We start from the raw sequence: 23,826 nt of genomic DNA on the forward strand, positions 1-23,826 counted from the left end.
TTGTAGTGCTTGTAGTGCTTGTAGTGCTTGTAGTGCTTGTAGTGCTTGTAGTGCTTGTAGTGCTTGTAGTGCTTGTAAATTATACCTGTGTTTACACTAATTTTATTGAATCGTACTCATTAAATGTTTAACAGTAAACATAGCGATCATCATTCCAATCTTGCATCCATCGTGTTATTTTATCCTGCTTGGAGCATCGTATGTAAGCTTATTCTGTTGTATACCCTTTTCTACAGGCATATTGCTGCTATGTCTTCCTTTTATCTCTTCCATACGTACCTTATCGGCAAAAAGCGTCAAAAAATAAATCCGCAGCTATGCAGTCCAGCTGCATAACTACGGATTATATACTGCTAACAATGTATTACGGTGTGATTGGATATGGAAATCATATGATCCGAATGAACCAAAATCGAAGTATGCACATTTATACTTGCCTATTGCTATTGCACTCATCGTTGAAGCCTTACAGCCCTTTCAACGCTTCCTCTACTGGCTGATCGCCAGAAATAATATCATAGCCTTTACGATACGTACTCGGGTTATCGATCAGGTGTGCGATGACTTTCGCTACATCGGCGCGTGGAATGCTTCCGCTGTCGGATAATTTTTCAGCAATTTGGATATTGCCAGTGCCCGGATCATTTTTCAGACCGCCTGGACGGACGATTGTATAATCGAGCGAACTTGCTTCCAGCATGCGGTCTGCGTAATGCTTCGCTACATAATAAGGTTTAATCTCGTCTGACCATTTTGCCCGGTCATAGGCAAATAGCGCGCTGATCAGTACAAAGCGGGATACACCTGCCTGCTCTGCTGCTTCCATACTTTTGACCGCACCATCCAGATCGATCAGTAATGTCTTATCGTCGCCTGTACCGCCACCGGAACCGGCTGCGAATACAACAGCGTCTGAGCCTTTAATAACATTAGACAGATCTTCGACCGTACCTTCCAGATCGCCGATGGCTGTCTTTGCACCTAGCTTTTCCAATGCTTCTGCCTGCTCTGGCTTACGAATGACCGCTGTTACTTCGTGATCCGTTTCCTGTGCAAGATATTGTGTGAGTAGCTTGCCAATTTGTCCATTGGCGCCAATAACTGTAATATTCATCATTGATTCCTCCTCTAAACAAACGAATAAGCAAATGTCGCCTCATTCATCGTATACTTGCCTTTGATTTCAGGCTCCCCTACATGTATACCCGTAAATGCGTGCTATTTACCACCTATCGCTTGTTAGACGACTGAATCCTAGTTCCACATCGCTGGTTTGATTTCGACTGGTTCGATCTCAGCGACTTTCATATAATTTTGACCCCAGCTGTACATCGCATCCAAAATCGGCATTAAGCTTTCACCAATTTCAGTGAGCGAATACTCCACTTTGGGCGGTACGACCGGATACACCTCACGATGCACGATCAGATCCTCCTCCAGCTCGCGTAGCTGGCTCACCAGCATCCGCTGCGTAATACCTGGAATGAGTGATTTCAATTCACCGAAGCGTTTTGTACCCGTTTTACCTAGATGCCACAGGATCAGCATCTTCCATTTACCTCCGATTACCGATAGGGTTAATTCCTTTTCACAGTTAAAAATACGCTCACGCATCTATACATTCCTCCATAAATTGATATCCTTATCGCTCAAAACCCTTGTCACTGCCCATAGTATACTTTTGGGCACTAGGTAAAAAAAAAGTGCGTACTTACTTAAACTAACGTTTCTACTTTATACTAGCACTACAGCGAACGCAACTGTAATGGTGCTACCTATGATACGACTTCACTATTAAAACCGATTGTTCGCATGAATATACTATATTATATGCCGAATGTGGCTACTACAGGAGGAATTACGAATATGGAACTACAACTCGCACTCGATCTGGTGAATATTCCGGAAGGCATCGCACTCGTCAAAGAAGTGGAGCCATTTATCGATATCGTTGAAATTGGTACACCGATTGTTATCAACGAAGGACTGCACGCTGTCAAAGCGATGAAAGAAGCTTTTCCTAATCTGAAAGTTCTGGCTGACCTGAAAATTATGGATGCAGGCGGTTATGAGATTATGAAAGCTTCTGAAGCTGGCGCCGATATCATCACCGTACTGGGCGCAAGTAACGATCTGACAATCAAAGGCTGTGTGGATGAAGCGAAAAAGCAAGGTCGCAAAGTGCTGGTTGATATGATCAACGTACAGGATATCGCTACACGTGCCAAAGAACTGGACGAGCTTGGTGTGGACTACATTTGCGTGCATACGGGCTACGATGGCCAGGCAGCAGGTCAAAGCCCATTCACAGATCTGGCAACGATTAAAAGTGTTGTGAAAAACGCAAAAACAGCTGTTGCTGGTGGTATTAAACTGGCGACAATGCCAGAAGTCATTCAAGCGAATCCAGATCTGGTTATCGTTGGCGGCGGTATTACAAGCCAGGACGACAAAGCAGCAACGGCTTCGCAATTCCGCGAGCTGATTGCACAGGCGTAACGTGATGAGCCAGCTTCCTTCTGCGAAGGTTTCGGTGTCCGCGCATTTTGAACGTATTTTACAGGAGTTGCAAGGTACATTAGCTGGCATTTCCAGCACACAGGTGGAACAACTGGCAGCACGTATTTTGCAGGCTCGCCATATTTTCACCGCTGGTGCCGGACGTTCCGGACTGATGTCGCGTGCTCTGGCGATGCGCTTAATGCAGCTGGGATTGAATGCGTATGTTGTCGGCGAAACGGTAACACCAAAAGCCGGTCCTGATGATCTGCTCATTATCGTATCCGGTTCGGGAGAGACAAAAGGGTTGGACATTATGGCAGACAAGGCGCTTGGAGCCGAAGTGGAACTTGCTGCTGTCACGATCTTTCCCGAATCGACGATTGGACGTAAAGCAAATCTGATCGTGCAGGTGCCTGGTGCCCCTAAAGACCGTGCTCAAAAAGGTAATACGAGCACTGTTCAACCGATGGGTTCGCTGTTTGAACAGACGGTACTGTTATTATTTGACGGCCTGATGTTGCACTTGATGGAACAACGTGGCGGCGATACCGAAGCGATGTTCAGCAACCATGCTAATCTGGAGTAGTCGTTAGCAGCTGTATTTAGACTTTTATAGCTCTATCTGTATATTCATATCTGCATGTGCCACATGTATAATAGCGATCTGTTTGCATCGTATATGCCACACGACTATTTTGCATCATAATCTGTTTCTATTATCAATGGATGCTGTTTAATTAACAGCCTGTTATATAATCATCTATAGTGTATACGTAGTTCTAAGCGATTGTGCGGTGTCATGATAAAGACACCACATGATCGCTTATTTTTATAGATCATTTTTATAGCTCATTTTGTAAAGTAGTATCGATGATGTTACAGATTATTTTTTCAAAGATTGCATAAATCCAAAAACTGCAAAACGATTACAAAATATTCTGCATTTCATATTTTGCATTTCGATACCCTTTGTCATTTGGAACGTTTTGTAATATAATATTAGTAACGACACACAAGTAACATAGTATCTAAAAGTAACAATTAAAACAATGTTCAGGTATAGAAGCTAAAACAATCTAAAGGATAGCAGCGTGCAAGCAGCTATCCATTTTATTTGAGGTGATGATGATGTTGAAACTGGGCATTCTTGACCAGTCGCATATTAATGAAGGACAGAACGCGATCGATGCGCTGAACAATACATTAGAGCTTGCTCAAGCCGCAGATCGTCTCGGCTATTCACGTTATTGGATGTCGGAGCATCATGACTTTCCAAGTCTGGCTCATTCCAGTCCAGAAATTATGATTTCTCATATTGCTGCGCACACGTCGCGGATTCGTGTCGGTTCCGGCGGTATTATGCTCCCACACTACAGTGCTTATAAAGTAGCGGAGACGTTCCGACTGCTGGAAGCACTGTATCCTAACCGAATCGATCTTGGTGTAGGACGCGCTCCCGGCGGTACACCGCTAGTAAATCGGGCGATGCAAGAAGGCAAATTCCCATCGATGCATGCAGCAGACCGTTATCCACAGCAAATTGTCGATCTGATCGGCTATTTGAATGATGCGACACCTGCCGACCATCGTTATGCAGGTCTAACTGCTCAACCGAGCATTGATACGATGCCTGAGTTATGGCTGCTTGGTTCCAGTGGTGGTACAGCAGAACTGGCAGCGATGACAGGTGCTTCGTATGCATTCGCCCAATTTTTCGGAACGACTGGCGGCGAGGAGGCTGTCGCGCATTATAAGGAAAACTTCAGACCGTCCGTTCTATCGCCTACACCGAAGTCACTGGCTGCAATTACGGTAGCATGTGCGGAGACAGAGGAAGAAGCGCAATACTTGATGCGCAGTAATGACCTATACTTCCTGACCTTACGTCAAAATCGTCCGTTACCTTATTTGCCATCTGCGAAAACTGCGGCTGAGTATCACTATAACGAGATGGAACTTGCTAACATTCGCGATAGCCGCCGCTTCCGCGTTGTCGGTACACCGGATCAGGTTAAAGAACGATTGCTGCAATTTGCGGCAGATTATCAAACAGACGAGCTGCTAATCGTGTCGGCGATTCATGATAATAAAGCACGTATTCGCTCGTATGAACTGCTTGCCGAAGCGTTCAAGCTCAATGATGCGGCGCCTGCGCACGTAAGATAACGTATCGATTGATAACGTATCAATTATGAACAAAAGCAGCGGTATCGGACGATGTCCCTGCCGCTGCTTTTTATGTGTATATTGCCGTGTGGATCACGTTCTAGCCTTACTACAGATGCTTTGATTTGAATGCGATGTCAGATTCAAATCAAATCACCGGTATCATCACGCTTATACAATCTGAGCCAGCTCTACATGTTCGATACGATGACTGTGGCTTCTTCTGATAATTTGAGAGAATGCTCGTTTCTATTCGTTTACGTTTTATGGCTACTGTGTAGACGTATGCTATTCAGATTCACGTTACTTGGATTGATATTACTTAGATTTACACTACTTGAACTTATGCTGTTCAAGCTTGCAGGTGTTGCTGAATATAGGCTGCCGGTATATGATGCGCAAGCCATACATTATGACCTGCATCATAAAATAGAATACCGTCGAGCGCAGCAGCCGTAGCATCGATTCGCAGCATCAGCAGTTTACCCTTACGTTTCCCTGCCAGAGCAGCAAATGCTGTGCTAGCAGACAGATGTACATATTGTCTTCCCATCGGCTTTAACCCTTCTTGCTGAATGATCGGCCAGATCGACTCTGCTGTTCCATGATAGAGCACACCAGGTGGAGTTGCAGCCGCATACTGTACTTCCGGGCTACTGTGTCCATATCTTGCTCGGATGCGATCTCCGTTAATTTCAAAGCGCTGCTTGTCGGAATGGGCAACCACTTCGCGTAGTTCGTCTTCAGTGACGGTGCCTGCATCTCCATGTGTTGTTAAGGCTTCAACAAGTTGTTGCAGTAAACAAGAGCCGTCTTCAGGGTCGAGCACAATGCCATAATCTTCCGGTCGATGTCTTAATACAAAACTCATTTGCTTGCTGAGTTGTTTTTCACGTTTAGCATTCATGACGGATCTATTCCTTTCCTCCGCTAATAGAGAGCGACCACTTATATGTGATATTCCCTGCGGAATGACGAGTTTGAAATGATGTTCATTTACAATTTGAAATGGTAGTATGATTATAGTATACCTAGAGAAATAATATGAAATGGAGAGAAACCATGCAAAACAAAGACATATCTGAAGCCGGAGCAACCGCGAATGGTCGCTTTCCGGTCGCTCTGTTCTGCCTGACCGCAGGTGCTTTTGCGATTGGCATGACTGAATTTGTCATTATGGGTCTGCTGCCCAATGTGGCAAATGATCTAAAAGTGACGATTCCGCAAGCCGGACAGCTAATTACCGGCTATGCACTCGGCGTCGCTGTCGGTGCTCCGCTGCTGACCATTGCAACCAATCGGGTCGCACAAAAACAACTGCTTTGCCTGCTAATGCTGATCTTTATTATCGGTAATCTGGTGGCAGCGATTGCGCCGAATTATAATGTACTGATGATCTCGCGCCTGGTCACCGCTCTTGCCCACGGTACGTTCCTCGGTACAGGCTCGCTGATCGCCGCACGACTCGTTCGTCCAGACAAACGCGCCGGCGCCGTATCACTCGTGCTGGCTGGCTTGACGATCGCTAACATTATCGGCGTTCCGTTTGGCACATTGATTGGACAGCAACTGGGCTGGCGATCATCATTTGGTGCGATCACGATTATGGGTGTGATTTCACTGATCGGCATTATCTGGCTCATTCCTAAAATTCATCAGACCGAGCAACCGAGTCTCGCAAAAGAAGTTCGCAGTCTGCTTCAGCCCCAGGTACTGCTTATTCTCGCGACAGGTGCATTTGGCTGCTGTAGTCTATTTACGGTGTTTACGTATATTACCCCGATGCTAACCGATGTGACCGGATTTCAAGAGAGCAATGTGACCTGGATTTTAGTCATGTACGGTATCGGCGTTACATTAGGCAATCTGATCGGCGGACGATTGGCCGACTGGAAGCTGATGCCGTCTGTCATTACGATCTTTGGTTTATTGTCTGTGCTACTCTTCATTCTATCCGGTGTACTGCACTGGCCTGTACTAACATTGATCGTTATTTTCCTATGGGGCATGGCGGCATTTGGTATTATGCCGGGTATCCAGCTGCGCATTATGAATCTGGCTCATGAAGCGCCACGCCTGGCTGCGACTTCCAGTCATTCTGCGCTCAATCTCGGGAATGCAGCAGGCGCCTTTATCGGCGGTGTTGTCATTACACATGTTGGACTGCTTTATGTACCGCTCGTTGGTGGTGTACTGGCGGCTATCGGTACAGGCGGCGCTGTGCTTAGCTATTATATGGTAGAAAAACGGAAGCAACACGCTGCCTGAGCAAAAGCTATCGTATCCAAGTTCGTATTCACCTATTCATCATAACGCATAAAATCTTGATGTATAAAATAGACCATGAATGTACGTTCAACTGACGAATATCGATGCAGTTACTACTATGTTCATGGTCTATTTTGCATCTAATAATCCAACGTATATCCTGCTGTCTTGTACGTATCGTTGTATATGTATAATCTGTACATACAATAAAAGCGCGCTGTACGGAGGAATCCGATACAGCACGCCCTTATTGGTAACTCGGTGTATTCGATACATCGCTCATGTGTCTGAGCCGATGTGGATCGTATAAATCCAGTCAGATCAATCAAATGTTCAACACATCCATCTACAATTTTAATATACGGAACAAACGAGTGCCGATTAAGACGAACGAGGCAATGTCGATGCAGTAGGTACTTGTACAGATGTAGCTGCATCTTTTACCTTACGAACAGCAAATGGCATTCTCAGCTCGACTGTTACCGTCCAGGTGATCATTTTACCTGCCAACCATACGGCTAACATCGTAAACATCGTTTCCTTGAATGGCAGAAATAGCAGACATAGACCGAGTACAACAACGTCTCCAGCGAAGAAGACATTACCGATCTTCCACCCTTTCCAATCACTGATCAAACGGGATAGTACATCGTCGCCTCCCGTGGCCCCTCCATAACGGAGAACAATTCCAGCGCCAAGTCCAGTCAATACGCCAGACAATACAGCGGCTGCTAACAGACTTCCGTGCAAGTCCACGACAAACGGCGATAATTGCTCAAATCCTGCATAGAACAGCGAGAACGCACCCGCTCCGATCATCGTCATAATCATAAAGCGGTGTCCTTTCAGCCACCAGGCAAGCGCAATCACTGGAATATCGAGTACAAGCGTACTCCATGCCGGCGACCAGCCAAATAAATATTTGCCCAGCAATGCTAGACCAACAAATCCGCCTTCTGACAGATTGTTGTGAAAATTAATGTGATAATAAGCAAACGCAAGAATAAACGTACCGATTAATATTGCAGCAACTTGCTTTGCCACAACTTTCCAATTGTCATTTGTTCTCTTCCTCATACAGGTTCCCTCTTTTTCTCGTAAGTGTGGTCTTGAATGACCTGTTCTTACGGGAGGTGCACCTGGAGGACTTCATCCTTCGCATACGTGCTGCTCCTTTTCCGTAAGATATAGGCCAATAGGTTGGGCACTACACTACGGAGGAGCTAAGTATAGGAGAGATCATAACGTTTCCAAATCGTCCTTTGGGAAATCATCCTTCGGGGACACATGGTATCCTGATCCTTTCTGGTGTTAGAATTTAAATCTGTATCTATTATACCACGGCGATGTCATGGCTAAACAACTTGCCGAATCGTCGTATTCTGCAATAAGTCGCAATGGTTTGCAATAAACTGTCATTATCCCGTCATATTCATGTATAGATTCACTATCCTACCGCTTTTCCTTCCATATGCACCGTTTCTCATCGATCCCGTTTGAAAAGCGGATAGGTCGCGAAAATACGCCGTTTTACGCGGTAATATTGCGTTAAAGTAGAGCTAACATGGCGTTTACAATTCATACGTATAGTTGCGATATACCTGTGAGAGGATGTGTTTATTTCTGAGATGATAGGTGCATTTCGCTCCTCTATACTATCATTCTCATGAATGTGAACGATAATGAAAAGATAACTTCACTGTTTCGCGCGGTCGAGATTATCGAGCAACCGTTTAACGATATAAAAGGAATTGCCTGCTGATCCGAGCTGTTGACTAATTTCCGATTCGGGCATCGGACGATTCACGTAGTAGCCTTGAATTTCGTCACAACCCGCTTCCTTCAAAAATTGCAGCTGAGCTTCGGTTTCCACCCCTTCGGCAAGCACATGAATATGCAGTGCTTTGCCGAGCGCCACAATCGCTCCTGCCATACGGCAATCTTCATCCATATCATCAATACAGCTCACAAAACTGCGATCAATTTTTAATATAGAGGGACGTAATTGCTTCACATAAGCGAGCGATGCATAGCCACTACCAAAATCATCAATTGCCAATTGTACGCCATACGCACGTAGCTTATCCAGCTGCACAATGACACGCTCTACATTATGAATCGCCAGCGATTCCGTCATTTCCAGTACAAGTCGACTTGGCTCAATGCCAGTCTCGGCGATGATTTCCAGAAAATGATCGGCTAGATGCTCATCATGAAATTGATAAGGCGATACGTTAACACTCATGCGAAAATCACCATATCCTTGTTCTTTCCAGATGCGTTGCTGTTCACACGCCGTTCGCAGTACCCAGTCTCCGATTGGAATGATCATGCCCGTCTCTTCAGCAATGGGAATAAAATCAAGCGGTGAAATAAAGCCAAATTCTGGATGCTTCCAGCGTAGTAACGCTTCCATCCCTTCAATTTGTCCGTTATCCAATCCCACTTGATATTGATAATATAGCTCTAACTCCCGGCGACATAGTACGCTACGCAACGAGCTTTCTAACCCAAGACGATTCTCGTAATGAATACCGATCGCATTGGTGAAAAATACAGCCTCTTGCTGCGCATTCTTTTTCGCTTCATACATCGCTGCGTCCGCATTTTTGACGAGCTCATCTGGCGTTAATCCATTTTGCGGGTAGACTGCAATACCGATGCTGAGCGAAATATAGAGCGGATGACCGTTCATATCAAGCGGCTCTTGCAAACATTGACCGATCCGGTTCACAACACGCTCCACATGGGCATAATCCTGCATCGGATCAAGCAATAAAATGAACTCATCGCCACCCAGACGTGCAAGCATAATATCATCGGACAGATGGCTGCGAAAACGCTCAGCTGCCATTTGTAAAACACGATCTCCTGCTGCATGTCCCAGGCTATCATTAATGTATTTAAAACGATTAAAGTCAAAAAACAGTATAGCCAGTTCATGCTTCCCCTCTGCCATCTCCATGCGCTGCTGCAATTGCTCATAAAATTGACGTCGATTCGGCAAACCGGTTAATTCATCATGCCGGGCAGCATGATCGCTGCGCCGCAAATGCTGACGCAAACGGAGCAGCAATGTATCATTTTCAGACAGAGATAGCAACTGACGAATGGAAATAAGTAAGATGCCCAGCATACAGCTAAGTAATAACATATCAAATGAAGCAAATTGTCTCGGAATCACGATGAGCAACAATACCGTCACACTAACATAAGGAAGAAAACGTTTAATCCATCCTCTTGCATTAGAGGCATACGCCACCGGTAAGACATCCTGCGTAGACGGCTGCTTTAAAAATTCGGTACCTGCGAGCGCAGACAATAACAAAGAGGCACTCCATAATGGATCGATCCAGCTACCGATATGGTACATGTCATGCTCCAGCATATAAAAATAGATCATATCCGCGGCTGCAAAAACGAGTAATGATCCCATTAACAACCAGCCCACACGATTATGCTGTCGATCTACTCTAACGAACAATAACAACACCAGCATAAAGATGAGCACAAGCTCCACTAATGGATAACTTAAATTCACGAGTAAATATGTCCAGTTGCCTCCATTTTCATGCATATTCCGCCACATGATCGGTTCTACGATGAGCGCCCAGCTAATCGCTACTATCGTTAGCATAAAAATAGACGTGTCCAGCAGAAATTGAATTTTACCGAGTCCACGCAAGCTGCGCTGTCCTAATAACAGCAAAGCAACAAATATACACAGGTTATGCAGCATCCAGAAGAAATCGGCAAAGCCGAATAGAGAAGGGATAAGAGAAGGGATAAGAGAAGGATTCGTATGGAGAATAGAAGAAAAGAAAATAGAAAAGCTGTAGCACAGATGACTGGCAGTAAGTAAGCCCCAAAATATTCGATTATACCCTTTCGATCGATAGCTGACCGTAAATAAAATCACCGTCGTCAGTAATGGTGTAATAATATTGAATAAGGGCACAACCCATGTCAATACATTGTCGTTCTGCCGAAAGATGAACAGTATGAAGTAGTTCACTAAAAGCCCTACCGCTGCAATATAGGCAAAATGGCGATAACGATACACAACAACTCCCCCTCAGTCGAACAATCGAAGCATGATTCCATCACGTATTTCATTGCATTGGTAACTATATCGGAAATAATATGGGATTTTTTAACTATAAATTAAAAATTAGGTAGTTTTATTTATGAGTATGGGGATGTTCAATCGTACTCAAGGGGGGAATGTACGACTATTTATGAAGATGAGCAATCCATTTCTCATTAGGCTGAAACGAAACACTTCGTCGGCTTTTATTGTTGAATTCAGGTATAGCAAAAAGCTTAGCATCATCAAAAGCATTCATAGAGTGAATCCAACCGTTGAGCAACTCATCGGCATCAACAGACCAGGGATTGGGAATGACATCAATACGGATTCCATTCCACTGAGTAGCAACAATCTTCGCATTCACTTGAGATAATATTTCATCATCCAATAATGCAAGTATATCTGTCCCGAAATACGTTCTTGCCGCTAATCCAAGAGGTCCATTCACCCCTAAATGGACGGGAGCGGGTTGCGCACAAAAATCCATCCAACTGTGCAGTCGTTCACGCTCCGTTTGCCACGGAATCGCTGTAGGCCAAAATAGATGAGTTGCACCGTATCTCGGTTTAACAATGTTAGCGATATGATCGGAAAATTCAAAAAAGTCGCCCCAGTATGTTTGCGGTAATCTTTTGCAATCGATCTCCAAAAAAGATCGAAACGAAACATTTAAACTAAAACGTGCGGAATAGCTAATAGATCCTTGCTTTCCATAGAGATATACTTCTGAAATTCTGTTTTCGTTCAACAACGCTCTTTCCGAAATCGCATTTCGGTCATACTCTAACGAGGTGATTTCATTATTACTCCAACGCGTTGGAGGGCAAATTTTGAAATTTTCAAACAGATCCAGCAGACGGTGTAAATTTCCAGCGTCTTTGATTGGTACAGAAGGAAACATAGCGATAGAGAATAAGTTTGGGATCATCATACACCTCAACATCTATAAACTGTGTAGTTTTTGCGTTTGCAGCATGATTAGTTTGTTTAGAGCATTCAGCAAACGAGAGTTTGCTATTTTCATATGAAAGGAAAGATCGGCGATTCATCATCAGCTGTTCAACTCGCACTTCAATAGGGGTTGGTAATGCACAGGCGTCCATCCATACATGTATCCGCTCATTATCATTTGTCCATAGATAAGATACAGTCCAGAATAGATGCGTGGTACCAAAAGAAGGCTTTAGAATAGCTGCAAGCTGATCTGAAAGATGAAAAACCTCTCATACTGTTTCGTTGATAAAGCTTTACATTCCATTCTAAAAAATGCTCGTGAATAGGGGATATGTATATTTTGTATTTAAAACAGTAACCTAGTTGCTAAAATAGGTTACTGTTTTAAACACTATTAAAAATAGAGGTCTTCTTTAAATCGATAATTATAATGTGATATAAAGCCACTATATCTTTTTTTAACATTCAGTTGGTCTACGAAATTGATGTCGATTCATAATATGCAACGATTTTTCCTTCATCCGGATAATTTCCTTGCCAGCCACAAGGAAAACCTCCAGAATTATATATTTGTAATATTATTTCATAAAAATTATCTATTTTACCATTCACCGCACGATTGAGAGCACAATTTTTTAAATCAACAACTACATTCTCGAAAAAATCGCTATATTCATCTGGAATACTTTCTCTCAGAATATTAGCTATCACTTCTGTCAAATCATCTAAACCTTCTGGTTTTGATTCTATGTCTAATTCATAAAGTTTTCCTTTTATCTCAGCAGCTTCTAACTGCCGAATATCTGACCATGTATATTCATCTTCTCCATATATTTCATCAAATGCATATTTTTCAATATCTGAATATTTATTCATTACTACAATGTTGTTTGGCTTTGAGATAACAACTTTATTATTCATTTTTCTTGCTATCTCAAATACTTCCTCAACTAATACTTTATATTTCCCATACTTCATAATTTGTCAAACCACCTTTCCCACATTTCCACTGTAGCTCCGCCGCCTCGATCCCAGATCGGTTTAATTTTATCTTTATTGTTTGCACGCTCAATAATGTATTGATCCATCCCTTTCAATTTGATTTTTCTTAGTTCTTTGTTTAGGTAATCATCTTTCAGATATAAAGGCAATCCCTTTTCTTGAAGCTTCCTTAGCTTTTGTTGTAAATCGTAAACTTGTTTTTCTAATACATCTACACTCTGATTAATATCTAATTTATCCAACTTCTTTTCAACAAAATCACTATAAACCGAGTGATATCCTTGATGTCTTGAAGTTGGACTAATACTTTCATCAGGGATGCGAAGAAAAAAACCATTTGATGCATGATCCATATCCATTCCTATTTTTTGCAAAACAGGATGTTTTTTATACTCTGCCGGAATTAAATGCTGCGCTTGATACGGAGTTCTTTTTGTAGATCTAGGCAATCCCATCTCCTCAAACATATTTTTACCTAGTTTTTGTGAACTGCCTCCTGTAACTTTGCCTGGCTCTCCTGGTATTAATCTTACTTTTTCTTCCGCTTCCTTCATCGCCTTATTATAATTCCGCTGCACATCCGTCTCCGGTATGCTCCTGCTCTCCATTCGGTTGACATTGCCACTGCCCATATCCATATGCATGCCGTTTGCAGTAGCCAATTGGGGACTGCCCAGACCATTGCTTATTTTTTGGCCCAGTCTGCTACCGGATTCGCCGAGCTGGTTGACGGCTTTGCTGAAGCCTTCACCTGCGGCTTTGAATCCGTCCTGGATCGCTTGTGGTGTGACTTTGGTTACCCCGTTGCCGATCATTTCGCCAACCGCTTTACCTGCTTTGGAATTGACCACACCGACTGTAGCGGCACCAAGACCTGCGCTCAAGCCGACTGATTTCCAATCCACTTCCGATAAGCTTTTCCCCTGCAACATCTGACTGGCAACGTCGGATATGGCATTTTCCGCTGCACCCAGCGCCATCTTACTAGCAATCGCTCCACCTGCTCCGAGCGGTCCAAAGATCGCCCCTGTCACCGCTCCGATAAACGACTCCCGCAATGCGGTCGTCGCATATTCCCCGAAGTCGCTCACTTCTCCTCGGGCGATGTCCGACGCGGCTTGCATGCCAACGGCGATTCCGCCTGCGGCAACAGCGCCAACGGCTACAGCACCGACAATGAGCGGGCCAGCGCCAAGCGTGGCGACGGTAAAGGCTGCCAGTGCGGCTACGCCGACAACGATCGCGAGTCCACCCAGCACGTTGCGGCCGAGCTTGCCCCAGTCGAATGGTTTGGGTGGATCGGGTGGCGGCGGAGGTGTGCCTTCTTGGGGTGCGTCATCGTAAGCAGCATATGCTGTACGATCGCTGCCGTCTGCCCATACATTTTGACCGAGCAGATGATATTCGCCTTCGACGGCAATACCGGAGGATACGCCGGTTTTGTACGCCATGATCATCTCGGTGGCGTTTAAAATGACTTTCTTTTTGCTTTTCAGTATGATATCTTCTTTGCCGGTAATGGTTAGTTTTTTGGGGCTGCGGATTACGACGCCGTCGCCATCTTGCAAACTGATCGACAATGTACCGTCTGGATTACCGTAAAAGTGAGCATGATCCGGTGCAATCTTCAATTCGCTGCCGTGTTCGCTACCATAATAGCGCGTATTCGGATCTCTTGTTTTGGCCGCCGTTGCGCCATTGGTACGCACCGAGCCAAGCACCTGAGCGTGCAAGCCGCTACCGTCTGGATGGTACAGACTTGCTTTTGTACCCACCTGTGGCATGCTGTACATTGGGCTACCGGTCGGCGGTGCAAACGGATACCAGTGCGGATCGGCCTTACCGTCATCCCTGTCCACATCCAGCTTCAGCTTCACTTCTTCGCCGCGCACGTCCAGTACAGTTCCTTCCAGGGCGACACCGATCGCTTTTTGATTCAAAATGATCGGGTGCCGTACACCCGATTCGCGTGCGAGTACATAGTTAAATAGCAGCTCGCCTTTTTCCATCTGGGCGTGCAGTTCTTTGACGACAAGCTGTTTATCTCGGAACCGTACTCGATCACCGATGGCGAGTGGCTCATTATATTGCAATTCATAACGAAAAAAGTCCGTATCATGCAGTTCTGCTCCTGTTGCAACTGCTCGCTGATACGCTGCCAGATCCTTATGTGCGGTATATGGCGTATGATCCGGAACCGTCACTTCCTTGCCCTCAGGCAGACCAAAATGAAAGTGCGGTTTTACCGATTTTAGCATATCACAAACGACAACTGCCTGTAATGTGCTTGCCAGTCGCTTGCTCAGCTCCCAATCAGTCTCCTCATATTGCAAGGTCGCATCGCCAATGGGTTTGTCTGCTCCGGTATGAAATTCGACCTCACTGCCGGGGTAATCTTCGATCACTTTGGTCAGCAGCTGTTCATACGTCTGTGTCGGTTCGGGAAACGTCCGCTTGCGCTTTTTTACATCCCAGAGCGAAGTTGCACTAATGCCTTCAATGCTAATTTTATGTACACTGTTTTGCCGATACGCTTCGACTTTGTTCACAACACCACGAAATAATGGCTGTTCGATGCCAATTCCCATCCAGATCGGCGTGTTGTAAAACACTTCAATTTCGTCCTGTACGGAGGCCGTCAGCGGCATCTCCATCTGCAATTGCTCATCCATCCAGCCGGTTAGCAACAGCTTTGCATGCTCTCCGGGCTGCCAGTCGATTTGCAGCTCATGAATATGCAGGAGTGGATACGGGCATTTGACCCTGATTTGATCGTAACCAATCACCTTGTCGACCTCCGATTTCGATGTGTCTGTAGTGGGTCGTGCTTGTTAAACGGAACGTGTTTCTGTGCTGCTGTTCTCGTGCTGCTATGGTGATCCGTGCGCCGTTGTTATTCCTGTCCGCTACTTTCAAATGTAATGCTGCCTTTGTACATGCACATATGACAGGAGGATGTGGTCAATGCGGGCTTACTCTCAACACGTGTCTTTTCCATCGTGTTCATCCACGGCTGCATTAGCATCGGCGTACATGGTTTGCCCTGTACCTGTCCGCCGCCTTCTGCTACGAGATAGACGGTTGCCGAGCTAGGATTAGTAGAGCTGCTGCATACGCCAAAACTCGGCACGTTGACCGGCTTGTAATCGTCCTCATTCATCATCGGCTGCGTTTTGACAAAAGCGCCGTGGCTGGCTGGTAAATTGATTTTACGTGTATGGGAACCGCAGTTACAGCGCATGGATGCACCGCGTACAACGTAGTATTGGTCCGACATTTCCTGTTCCTCCCCAGTTAGCAGAATAATAAGCAAAATAATAAGCAGAACAATAGGATGGAATTAATCATAATGCGTTGATAGAGATTGTCCTGACAGCGATTGTGTTCATACATCAATCTGTGCCTTACCTGTGCATCATGGCATTCAGTTCAATACATGAACTTTCATTTATTCCTTCACATTACGAATGGCCGAGCTGCTCGATATATCGTTTTCGGTTCAGCGACTTCAAGCTTTTGCAGAGCGATGCCGGTCATATCGCGGCGCAGCATGCTTTCAGCCACATCGAGACGAATGACGATCTGCGGTTTCGTGCTCTCGCCGATTTTGAAAATTTTACGGCGTGGCAGTCGGCTGCGATCCAGTACAATATGCTGGAGCAAGGTATGATCTTGATTCCATTCGCTATCCTCGTGTAGTACATCGACCACTGCTGGAAATGCTAGATGATATGTCATTTGAAGAGAACGCTCCGGGTTCATCAGCACGACGGGATGAAAGCTCATCTGCGGCTCGTACATTTGCCATAATTTCATCATGCGGCTGGATAAGAGCGGTAATGCCTCTTCCAAATAGTCCAAATATTCGCTGTCTTCGTGACTCTGGATATATAAGCCGAGCGGCTGCTGCAAATCACCCGGCTGTACGAACTCCGGCTTTAAAGCGGGTAGCTGACGGCTCAGCGGTTCTAATTGCGGAATATCGGTATAGCGCCAATCCTGTGTAAGCAGAAAATAGTCCATAGCGGCGCATCTCCTTTCTACATGTTGTTGATCTATCATTCAACCCGCACCCCAAGCATCCATCCGTGCTCACAAGGTCTCTTGTCTACTATGGTTGTCTATAATCCGCAACAGGCATGTTGCCCATACGGTTTATCAAGATGCCTACTCCAATCGTGTACGCCAATCGATGCGGGTGATATTCGCCACGCTGAGCAGGAAGATGGCATGGTCTCTTTTCTCGTGCTGCTCACATCCATACGATTTGGCCTGCATAGCTGAATGTTAGCAAAGGGCTGATGGTGTAGTTCCACCTGCCCCTTTCTTGCAAGGCTGCTCCACCTGGCATACTTATACTTGCCTACGATAGTTCGACGCTTTCCTGATACAACAGTTCACACTCGTCGTGAAATTCTCCCGCATAGATCGAGCAGTCGGATGTTTTATTCAGTGCTCTCCATGTCGGATGTTCTAGCCAATGAGGCAATAGCGCCTGCAATACATGCAAGGTGAGCGTATGATACTTGATCGCTTCCAATTGCATGATTTTCTCCACATCCATGACGGTGATGCGGCGACCGTAGGATTGGCGCTGTTCCTTTAACTTTTGCATACGCTGGAACAGCGGATCGAATACCCATCCGGCATCCCAGTGCGCGGTACTGTCCGTTTCATCCAAAAACCAGCGTTGATCGTGACAATCGATCCGGTACAGTGCCTGATAATCCAGTAGCGATGTGCGCAGCAAGGAGATGTATACATAACGCACCGGGCCTTTCTCGCCCTTTGCCTGCAAAAGACTTGCCTCGTTACACGACTGTTCCAGCGCGGACAGCCATGTATCGATCAGCTGCTGTTCATGCTCTGCACAGTTGTGTTCAATGATCGGCACATCATCCAGCCAACCATTTAACACATGCTGTTCCAGAAATTCCTGCATCGCTTCATCCCGTGTTGGCAATTTCATTCGATATTCACCTTGCCTCCGGTCAGGCGCACATCGTCCTTAATATTGACGGTCGCTCCGCCCTGTACAAAGTCGACGCCTTCTTTGCCTTCGATCATAATCTTTGTTTTACCAGTAATCTCGATATCCTCGTCAGCGGTCATGATGATCTTTTTATTGCTGTTAATCTCAATTCCGCCATCATCGGTCATCCGTATTAACAATTCGCCGTTAGCTATAATCTCAACCGCTCCCGGGCGAAACACAACCTGTTTGCCGTATTTGGTACTGATGCTTTTAACTGCCGGATCGCTGCGCTTGACCGGGTCAGACGATTTCAGATCGACCGAGCTGGCGACAAAAGCGTGCTGCTCTCGTTCATTCGGAAAATAAAGTCGAATCTGATCGTTGACTTCTGGCATCGCATACCAGCCGCTACCGTCCGGTGACGAATATACGGTCGAATACGGAAACCACATCGCGCCGCTATCTTCGGAACCTTGATCAATATCCAGCTTGATCTTCACCTGATCTTTCATAATGTCAATCACTTTGCCAAACAAGGAAGAGCCTGACATGTCATACGGCCAGATGATCCGGTTGCGAAAGCTTGGACGATCTCGCAAAATATAACGTCCCATTAGTACCTCATCGTCGATGCCGATTTCCGCGGATGCGATATACAGCACCTTATTCAGAAACTGCACTGGCGTGCCCAATTCCAACAGTTCGTAGCTGCTCACTTCATAGCTGATGCTGGATTCTTCCAGATCGTCGGGAATATCATTGTTCGCTTTAAGCTTATGTTCCATCAGATCTTTTTTGACTGTGTAATTGTATTCGTTTAGGGTGATGGGCGTATCTCCTTCGGGCACGCCGATCATCAGCTTCATTCCAGGCTGGGTCGACATTGGAATGAGCGGCGCATGTAGACGGGAAGCAAGACGTTTCAGAAATTCCCAGTCGGTCTCTTTATTTTGCACAAATAGCTCACCTAAATACTGACCATTAGACGCCTCGTCCAGCACTTTTGCTTCAGCATAGTCAGAAGCTATATGGTTGAACAGATCACGATATGTATCTTCGGTTTTCTGGAACGAGCGCTGCTTTTTCTCAATATCCATCTTGGACGTCAGACTCTGCGCTTCAATATGCAGTTCGCGCACGCCATGTACCGCTTTGATCGATATATTCGTAACCGTCCCTTGAAATAGACGCTCTCGCTCGCTGTACACATCTTCCAGCAGATTCGTAATAAACACTTCAATCTTTTCATTTTCGTCGGCATGCTCGACATACTGATCCAGCAATTCCTCTGGCACGATGCCGCTGAGCGTAAACGTCACATGTTCATTTAATTGCTTGACGATCTTCAGATCGAGAATACGTTCAAACTGGTAGGGCTGCACATCCAGATCACCAATACTGAAAATGTCCGGAAACAGCATCGGCAACTCGCCAGTCGACAAATCTGGCCATTTGGATGAAGAAGTGGGCATAAAGCTCATTGTCACTCGCCTCCTTCCGTTGTAGTCGCACGAATCGTATGCAGCATTTGTATAATAAGCGGACGCCAGTCAGCATAGCTTTTATACGGACAGCTAAAACCACCGATGATCGTTTCGCCATCCAGCTCCAGATAAAACATCAATCGGTACGCAGGCTGATCCAGTGCCGGGCTTTTAAAGTCAAAATAGCCGATTGATTTACCATTCACCTGTTCAACCTTTTGCTCATAAAATACGTTGGTCGGTTGTACATTACGGATCATCTGCTTCATCCCATCGACTAGCTCAGGAATCCAGTCATCCTGTAACGGCTGATCCACATGCTGAAACGTAATGTCCACTTCACAGCGTCCATTCGTCAAAATAACCGCTGGACGCTCTTCATAAGGATACTTAGCTTTTTGCATCGATTTGGACATCAAACTAAACGATTCCGGTACATACATATGCAGCCGATTGTCAAAAAAGGAACGCGGCGCAAACGTGTACGCGCTCCCTTCCGCTTCAACCGGTCCGGTCAGAATATTATGATTCCGCTGTTGCTCTTCCCATTCATTCAATACGGCAGCAATCTTCTCATCTTCAAATGGCATCGGTGATTCCTCCTTGTCCTGTCAGCCGAGCTGCATGGTAGTCAATCTACAATCATACGTCCACCTGGACTGCGGTTTCCCCAGCGTGACGGGTTTCTTTTGCCACGAGCAGCATCCTGCAAAATGACGGTCAACTGGCGGTGCAGTCTAGTATTGCTGCCACTGCCCGGTTCAGTCCCATTGCGAGCAGCGATATAATGCTCCAGTACAGTGCGTTCGATTCGCATCGTATTTAAGGCCATAAAAGCAAAGGCATAATCCGCCGCATCCTGTGTGCCTGTCTGCAACAGCTCACGCGCGAAGCGATGAATCACTTCCGGTCGCAGCGTAGGTTGACCGATCCCCGCGTAACAGGCAGAGACGGGATTCCACGTATTGAACTCGGTCACCATATCGGCAAAGTCCATATAATCTGATCGCAACACGGCGCCCTGCTTTAATTTAAAGCGTCCTAATTCCAATTCATCTGCCGATGGCTGCTGCTCATCCAATACGAGTACCCCCGTTAATCGGTCAAAATCCCGATCCGAACCTCCATCTTCAAAGCGAATGCGCAAAATTTGCTCGGTTTCAGTCGCTTCATAAAATAATCGTTGCGGCTGTTCTAGCCTATACAGATGATTACGGAATTTAACGATACCGGGCGCGACGATCAGCTCTGCCGGATCAACCGTTACGTTTGCTCCGTTCAGGATGCCATCGCTATATTGCTCGTATTCGATATTTGTTAGTACAAGCGGATAATCGCGCATCTGCTCTAACATTTCGGTTTTGAGCACACGTCCTTTTTCAAATCGGGGTTGAATATACGTAAACACTGCACCACCTCCTTTCGTTCGGATTCTTATGATTCAACAGATGTGTTGGCATGAATAGGATTCAGAGCTTGAAGCCGAGTTACAGTTGAAATTGATCTCGTACCAGTCTCGAATCAGGTACTATGGCGTGTCCGTAAACTCGTATACGTGTAAGTAGGAGTCGTATCTGCACCAGCAAAAATAGTTTGCGTACACGCCCCAGCTAGACCCGGTCACTATTACTTCGTACCGTCAAAGAAATCCAGCTCTGACAGATCGTTTTCAAAAGCGAAAAATTGACGATCCGCCACATAAAGCTGCTCGTTATCGCGCATCACCGGCACGACATGAAAGCCCCAGCGCTGTTCACCAGCAAATACAAAAAACTTCGTTTCTCCATTGCTAATACTGTCTGTCTCATCCTGAATGATGTACGCGCCATACAGCGCTTCGATTTGCTCATATATGACCGGACGGAAGCTGTCTGCCCAGCCTTTATGCACATAGCGGTGACGTAAGCTGCCATCGTCTGCCCACACGAGAAATTCAATTTCGGTCGTATGCTGTGGTCTGGACACATTGCCAAATGTACGTCCGCGCTCCAAACTGCGAATCAATGTCATCTCCTGACGTGTATGGGTAGAGGCGGTGACCGAATACGGAATCGCCGGTATTTCGTTTGTCAGGACAGGCTTGATCATTCCAATCTTCTTCGCGTTTAAATAGCGAATCGCACCGCGCAGGCAGGCAAGTTTCAGATCGGGAACCTGACTGTTTTCCTTCGTTTTCTGGCGAAATTCGATGCTGCGTCCCGGTACAAATTCCTTTAGCGCTTCACGGAACACATCGATTCGGCACGATTGTCCGGTCAATTTAATAATCGAGAAATCCTGCAATCGTCCATCCTGATAAAATTCATCCAAAAACTTGCGTACAATCTCATAAATATCTGCTTTGATCAGCTGATTAATCTCACGGATATTGAATACGACATCTGGCGGACGATACTCATTGCGCAATCGTCCGTCGGACTCCGCTACCGATAGAAACCAGCGATCAACGCGCGTAGTTTTAATATCGCTGTCCATCGTCATCTCGCTATCATCGTGAAAACGACTGCGTAAAATGCCCGTTTTGCGAAAAAACTCCTGCTTCATCTGATCCGCCATCGCCCATAGAAAGTAAAAGTTACCGCGCACACGCTGATACTCATCACGGCTGCGCTGTTCATAATCGCGATATTTGGTCGGAATGATCTTTTCCGCTTCCAGATAGCGTGCTTCCATGCCCTCATATACAGCGCGAATGCCGTATTCGTCCACATATCGGAATAGCTCTGCACCCGGAATATCAATCAGTGCATCCATATCGATTCGGCGCTGCTGACCGCTATACCATTCGGCAAAGACGATCTTCATCCACTGCATAATGCGATATGTAATATTGTTGCCGCCGAAGTTTGTATCGCCATTTTCATAACTGGTGTGAATGTCCAGACCATATGAAATGCGGCCTTCATGGATACTGAATCGACATGAGCTAAGATCGGTCGTACCGCCGCCGCAGTCAATGACCAGTGCCTGATATTCCTCACCGTCCACATACGTTCCTTTATCGATCTGATCAGCAATCGTGTTGTAGAGCACAGACATGCCTTCATCAAGCGCATCTTCGGTTTCAATCGTATATTCTGGCAGCAGACGGGTGAACATATCGAGAAACTGGGTTTTTAGTTTGACCGGACTGGAAATATGCAGATGGGTAAAGCGGCATTTGAATTGCTGCTCTGCGGTTTCTACTACATAGGACATGTATCCTTTTAAAATATCGCCGCGACTCAAATACGCCGTATTGCCTGCCGCATCCATCAGTTCTTCGGTGCGTTCGTAATCGTTCACCCAGCGCTTCATGCCACGAAAGACGGTTGCACGGCTATTATGTCCGTTACGCTGAATGTAAGCCAGCGCATCATAGCCGTACACCATCCGCACATTGTCGGCATCGGCACAATCGGCTGCCGCAGCCAGTGTCGGCAGCAGTTCCAGCCATTGCTCCTGCTTGTCGGTCACATTCGGAAACACGACATAGTTGATCTCGTTACGTTTACGATAAGGGGTATTTTGTCCAAACAGTCGATCCTGATTACGCAGTCCATGTTCTTCCTGCTGTACTGCTGAACCATAACCACTGCCCAGATAAGCTCCTGCTGTCGTATTGGACGTACCAAAATCGATCGCCAGCACGGTATCGGTCGGCTCCGGTATTCGTATTTCCAGCTCTGCTACCGGTACACGATAATAATGCAAATTGGCAGGAATAAGCGGGCGATCGCTATAATACGCATGGTACAAATAATCCGAATCCTGTCTGCGTGTAAAATACAGACTATAATTCTGGTTCGCTGTCATGCGATATTCCCAGTGACTCGGTGCGGTTAGCAAATATTTGCTTGGATCGTCTTCCTGTCCTTTCACATTCAAAATACCGCATAGCTCACCATTATCGTTCACGAGCAGCACATTCTCGCCCAGACCGGGACCTGCTTCGATAATATAGTTGTCCAGCAAACCAAGTCGGATGCCCTGATACAGTACGATGCGAGCAGGTACACGAATGCTGCCGTGATCCGGCTTTTGCGCATTCAAGTAGCGTCCCAATACGGATACGATGCGTTGGAATCCACCTTTGCGATGGTGCTCGATACGCAGCGTATGCTGCATGCCGCGGAATTTAAGAATTGTGCGAATCAATTCCTCCCGATCCAGCGTACCGGCGATGCCTTCAACCAATCGCTCCTTATAACAAATATTACGCAGTTCAAAAGTCGTCATTTCTTCCAACTCGTCCCGGGTAAAGCGAGCTTGACCTTTGCTGCTCTGACGCTCCAGCGGATGATTATGCAGCCGGTAAGAATACGTTTTGTTCATGTGCGATCATCCTTTCGTTGTCTGTATATCCCTGCCTGTTGAGCAACATTATGATGTTCTGTCCTTTTGAT

19 protein-coding genes are annotated in these 23,826 nt (G+C 45.9%); 4 read left to right on the top strand and 15 right to left on the bottom strand.

The features are described 5' to 3' along the window. Positions 1-466 precede the first annotated feature (466 nt). Both AAHF22_RS19080 and hxlR read right to left on the bottom strand, forming a co-directional pair. Positions 467-1,114 (bottom strand): SDR family oxidoreductase, encoded by a 648-nt coding sequence (locus AAHF22_RS19080; protein WP_347326609.1) that lies wholly within the window; start codon positions 1,112-1,114, stop codon positions 467-469. A gap of 140 nt (positions 1,115-1,254) precedes the next feature. Beyond that, complete coding sequence (gene hxlR, locus AAHF22_RS19085) at positions 1,255-1,614, bottom strand: transcriptional activator HxlR (RefSeq protein WP_347326610.1); 360 nt, start codon at positions 1,612-1,614, stop codon at positions 1,255-1,257. 252 nt (positions 1,615-1,866) lie between these two features. Here hxlR and hxlA point away from each other — a divergent pair, with 252 nt between their 5' ends. The 3 genes from hxlA to AAHF22_RS19100 all read left to right on the top strand — a co-directional run bounded on the left by hxlA (position 1,867) and on the right by AAHF22_RS19100 (position 4,668). Then, complete coding sequence (gene hxlA, locus AAHF22_RS19090; RefSeq protein WP_347326611.1) at positions 1,867-2,499, top strand: 3-hexulose-6-phosphate synthase; 633 nt, start codon at positions 1,867-1,869, stop codon at positions 2,497-2,499. A gap of 4 nt (positions 2,500-2,503) precedes the next feature. Next, complete coding sequence (gene hxlB, locus AAHF22_RS19095) at positions 2,504-3,088, top strand: 6-phospho-3-hexuloisomerase (protein ID WP_347326612.1); 585 nt, start codon at positions 2,504-2,506, stop codon at positions 3,086-3,088. Positions 3,089-3,630: 542 nt separating this feature from the next. Next, a complete protein-coding gene (locus tag AAHF22_RS19100) occupies positions 3,631-4,668 on the top strand; it encodes an LLM class flavin-dependent oxidoreductase (RefSeq protein WP_347326696.1) in 1,038 nt (345 codons plus the stop codon). A 352-nt stretch (positions 4,669-5,020) separates the two neighbouring features. Here the strand turns inward: AAHF22_RS19100 and AAHF22_RS19105 are convergent, their stop codons facing one another. After that, positions 5,021-5,575, bottom strand: a complete 555-nt coding sequence (locus AAHF22_RS19105; RefSeq protein WP_347326613.1) for an RNA 2'-phosphotransferase — start codon at positions 5,573-5,575, stop codon at positions 5,021-5,023. 155 nt (positions 5,576-5,730) lie between these two features. On the opposite strand from AAHF22_RS19105, the gene AAHF22_RS19110 reads away from it, so the two are divergent. Continuing rightward, complete coding sequence (locus AAHF22_RS19110; RefSeq protein WP_347326614.1) at positions 5,731-6,936, top strand: MFS transporter; 1,206 nt, start codon at positions 5,731-5,733, stop codon at positions 6,934-6,936. A 381-nt stretch (positions 6,937-7,317) separates the two neighbouring features. Here the strand turns inward: AAHF22_RS19110 and AAHF22_RS19115 are convergent, their stop codons facing one another. From AAHF22_RS19115 to AAHF22_RS19170, 12 genes are all read right to left on the bottom strand, one after another. Beyond that, a complete protein-coding gene (locus AAHF22_RS19115; protein ID WP_347326615.1) occupies positions 7,318-8,013 on the bottom strand; it encodes a YitT family protein in 696 nt (231 codons plus the stop codon). Between the two features lie 619 nt (positions 8,014-8,632). Further along, positions 8,633-10,999, bottom strand: a complete 2,367-nt coding sequence (locus AAHF22_RS19120) for a putative bifunctional diguanylate cyclase/phosphodiesterase (protein WP_347326616.1) — start codon at positions 10,997-10,999, stop codon at positions 8,633-8,635. A gap of 169 nt (positions 11,000-11,168) precedes the next feature. Next, positions 11,169-11,954, bottom strand: a complete 786-nt coding sequence (locus AAHF22_RS19125) for a hypothetical protein (protein WP_347326617.1) — start codon at positions 11,952-11,954, stop codon at positions 11,169-11,171. A 500-nt stretch (positions 11,955-12,454) separates the two neighbouring features. After that, positions 12,455-12,958 (bottom strand): hypothetical protein, encoded by a 504-nt coding sequence (locus AAHF22_RS19130; protein ID WP_347326618.1) that lies wholly within the window; start codon positions 12,956-12,958, stop codon positions 12,455-12,457. Then, a complete protein-coding gene (locus tag AAHF22_RS19135) occupies positions 12,955-15,768 on the bottom strand; it encodes an AHH domain-containing protein (protein WP_347326619.1) in 2,814 nt (937 codons plus the stop codon). Before AAHF22_RS19135 ends, AAHF22_RS19130 begins: the two co-directional genes overlap by 4 nt. 107 nt (positions 15,769-15,875) lie before the next feature. After that, on the bottom strand, positions 15,876-16,259 hold the full coding sequence (locus AAHF22_RS19140) for a DUF4280 domain-containing protein (protein ID WP_347326620.1): 384 nt from the start codon (positions 16,257-16,259) through the stop codon (positions 15,876-15,878). Positions 16,260-16,438: 179 nt separating this feature from the next. Further along, a complete protein-coding gene (locus tag AAHF22_RS19145) occupies positions 16,439-17,005 on the bottom strand; it encodes a hypothetical protein (protein ID WP_347326621.1) in 567 nt (188 codons plus the stop codon). 340 nt (positions 17,006-17,345) lie between these two features. Beyond that, positions 17,346-17,951, bottom strand: coding sequence for a hypothetical protein (locus AAHF22_RS19150; RefSeq protein ID WP_347326622.1), 606 nt, complete (start codon positions 17,949-17,951; stop codon positions 17,346-17,348). Beyond that, positions 17,948-19,438: a phage baseplate assembly protein V gene (locus AAHF22_RS19155; protein WP_347326623.1), complete on the bottom strand. Its 1,491-nt coding sequence runs from the start codon at positions 19,436-19,438 to the stop codon at positions 17,948-17,950. The genes AAHF22_RS19150 and AAHF22_RS19155 overlap by 4 nt, the downstream gene beginning before the upstream one ends. A 2-nt stretch (positions 19,439-19,440) precedes the next feature. Then, positions 19,441-20,031 (bottom strand): hypothetical protein, encoded by a 591-nt coding sequence (locus AAHF22_RS19160; protein WP_347326624.1) that lies wholly within the window; start codon positions 20,029-20,031, stop codon positions 19,441-19,443. A 41-nt stretch (positions 20,032-20,072) separates the two neighbouring features. Beyond that, entirely contained in the window at positions 20,073-20,849 is a 777-nt protein-coding gene (locus tag AAHF22_RS19165; protein WP_347326625.1) for a DNA and RNA helicase, read from the bottom strand. A 218-nt stretch (positions 20,850-21,067) separates the two neighbouring features. Continuing rightward, positions 21,068-23,755 carry a molecular chaperone gene (locus tag AAHF22_RS19170; protein WP_347326626.1) on the bottom strand — a complete coding sequence of 896 codons (2,688 nt, stop codon included), beginning with the start codon at positions 23,753-23,755 and terminating at the stop codon, positions 21,068-21,070. Positions 23,756-23,826 lie beyond the last annotated feature (71 nt).

Origin of the sequence: Paenibacillus wenxiniae, from assembly GCF_039822605.1 — a bacterium.
Classification (GTDB): domain Bacteria; phylum Bacillota; class Bacilli; order Paenibacillales; family Paenibacillaceae; genus Saccharibacillus; species Saccharibacillus wenxiniae.